Genomic DNA, 2,409 nt, shown 5'->3' on the forward strand with positions numbered 1-2,409 from the left:
TCGTCCAAGCCGTAGGCCGCGACTTGAACGATTTTGATCTCGAAACCGGCGTCGAGCATGGCGTCCGCGAGTTCGCGAGGGTCCTGCTGCCAGATGGGAGCGAACAGGTCGATACCGAGGTCGTCGCAGAGGTCCTGAATCCGGTGCGTCTGGAACTCGCTTTCGACCGCACCCGCCGTCACGCCCGCGAGGTCGAGGTCGAGGTCGCGGAGCGCGTCCTCCATGATTTCGGTTTCCATGTCGCCCTGTTCGCCCGCGTCCTCGACCGATTCGGCGTCGAAGTCACCCTCGACGTTCACGAGAGGGATACCGATGCTTTCGGCGGCGAGCGCCGTGAGTTCCGTCGCCGGAACGTGGTACATGTACGAGTCTCCTTTCGGGTGAACGGTGAGCAGTCGCTCGACGTTCAGGCCCTCTTCGAGCGCACGGTAGAGCGCCCACGAGGAGTCCTTGCCGCCGGAGAAGAGGCTGACCCACGCCTGCTGATTCATATGATGGTTTGCGAGTCGGGGAATAAATGAGCCTCGGTTACTCGACCAGTTCCTCGTTGATGGTCGTCCCGCTTATGTAGGACGCCACGCGAACGCCGATAAGGCTGACGAGGACGCCGAGGACGACGTACACCGCGAGTCGGGTTCCGGGGTCGAGCGTGAGTCGCTGAATGGTCGTCTGCCCGACCATTATCTGGGGAATCACGACGGGCTTGATGTTTCCGGCGCGCTGGAGGAAGTAGGCCGAGAAACCGCGGACGACCAACCCGACCGCGAGCACGCCGAACGGCAGGTTGAGATACGAGTTCCGTACGCTGTCGTTGCGGATGGCCTCGTCCAGCAAGCGACCCATGCTGGCGGTGAGCGCGGCCACGGCTATCCACGGGACGCTCTCGAAGACGAACGCCATCGCGGTCATGAGGACGTTGCCGGTGGAATCCATCGGCGCTGCTCGGAGCGCCCCGGCGAACACGCCGATAAGCGATAGTCCCACGGCGACGACGTAGGTGACGATGGAAACCCGCCCGGAGTAGAGGGCGTCGCGGGCCTCGCCGGGCAGGTTGCGAAAATAGGACCCGATGGCGAGTCCCTTGTACAGCGCGAACAGGCCGACGACGGCCGCGATGGCGGACGTCGCCATGGCGAGCCCCAACCGTAACAGCAACACTGGGAACGCGATGAGTGCGATGCCGGTCGGCACGAGGACGGTCTGGCGCAGTTCCTCGTCCGCGAGGAACTGCTTCAGCAGGTAGTAGGTGGATTCGATGTCGCGGGCCTGCCGGACGACCACGCGGTCCACCGCGTCCACCCGGACGCGACTCTCCACGATGGGGACGAGGCGTTCGTCCTCCGCGCTATCGATGACGATGATCGTCGAGTCGGGGTGGTGTTCCGCGATGAGGTCGTCGAGTTGGGCGGCCACGGCGCGGTCGGCACCGACGCGCGTGTCGGCGGTACCGGAGATGACGGCGACCATCGATTCCTCGTCTTCGTCCCGCAGGTCGCGGGCCACGCGGAGCGCTTCGAGAAGACAGTTGACACTCGAATCCTCGGGATCGGCCAACCCGACATCGGTGACGAGCGCCTGGACCGCTTCCCATCCCGCGACGGGCATCTCCAGCCCCGTCTTGCGTCCGATGTCGTCGTTTCGATCGACACACACCACCAACGTACTCATTCGGTACTCCACCCCAGACGGCGAAAGGATAAAAAGGTCGTCTTTATCCCGACTGTTCTACTCAATGATATACTAGTCACCCCCGTCACTCGTTCGTTGTCATCGTCGAACCGGGTACAAGCAGTGCGACGATCGACAGTCAGACGTTCCCGTTCAGTGCATCGAAAATCCCGTCGATGAACTCCCGGTCCAACCAGAGACCCGCTTCCATCCCCCCGGCGATGACCGCCGATTCGACCGGCACTTGCCCGCCACCCATCCGTGCGTGCCCACCGGCGTCGGCACCTGGGATGTCCGTGACGGCCGCCTGCAGCGCCTTTCCCATGTGAACTCGGTCGTCGCGCGACCGTCCCGAGATGTAGAGCGTGTCCTCGCGCTTGCCGTAGACGACGACGGCCGTCACCCCTTCGAGTTGCATGAGTTCGTCCGCGGCCTGCGGAATCGCGTCGGCGTTCGAGAGCGAGCCAACGTTACAGACCGCAAAGGAGCCACGAACTTCCCGTTCCGTGATCGCCCGTGACTTGATTTCCAGTACTTCGGCGCTCACCTGCGGGTTCGCGATTCGGTCGAGTCGGTGCTCGTCCACGCCGCGATAGAGGTATGCACTCGCCGAAAACTCCGCCGCCGAACAGCCGTTCGTCAGGTGTTTCGTGTCGGACTGTATCCCGTACAGCAAGCCGGTGGCGATGTGGGACGGGAGAACGAACTCGTCCTCAGGTGGAATTTCGTCCGGACCGACGG

Annotated in this window: 3 protein-coding genes; all 3 read right to left on the bottom strand. The window is 63.5% G+C overall.

Going from position 1 to position 2,409, the window contains the following annotated elements:
* Positions 1-491 (bottom strand): diphthine--ammonia ligase (locus tag WBV42_RS20105; protein ID WP_423987608.1); only part of this gene is annotated, 491 nt, incomplete at its 3' end.
* A 37-nt stretch (positions 492-528) separates the two neighbouring features.
* The gene (locus WBV42_RS20110) at positions 529-1,668 is read right to left on the bottom strand and encodes a DUF373 family protein (RefSeq protein WP_423987609.1); all 1,140 of its coding nucleotides are present in this window, start codon (positions 1,666-1,668) and stop codon (positions 529-531) included.
* A 139-nt stretch (positions 1,669-1,807) separates the two neighbouring features.
* Positions 1,808-2,409, bottom strand: a 602-nt coding sequence (locus WBV42_RS20115) for a DHH family phosphoesterase (protein WP_423987610.1), incomplete at its 5' end; no start/stop codon positions are given.

Origin of the sequence: Haladaptatus sp., assembly GCF_049589095.1 — an archaeon.
GTDB lineage: Archaea > Halobacteriota > Halobacteria > Halobacteriales > Haladaptataceae > Haladaptatus.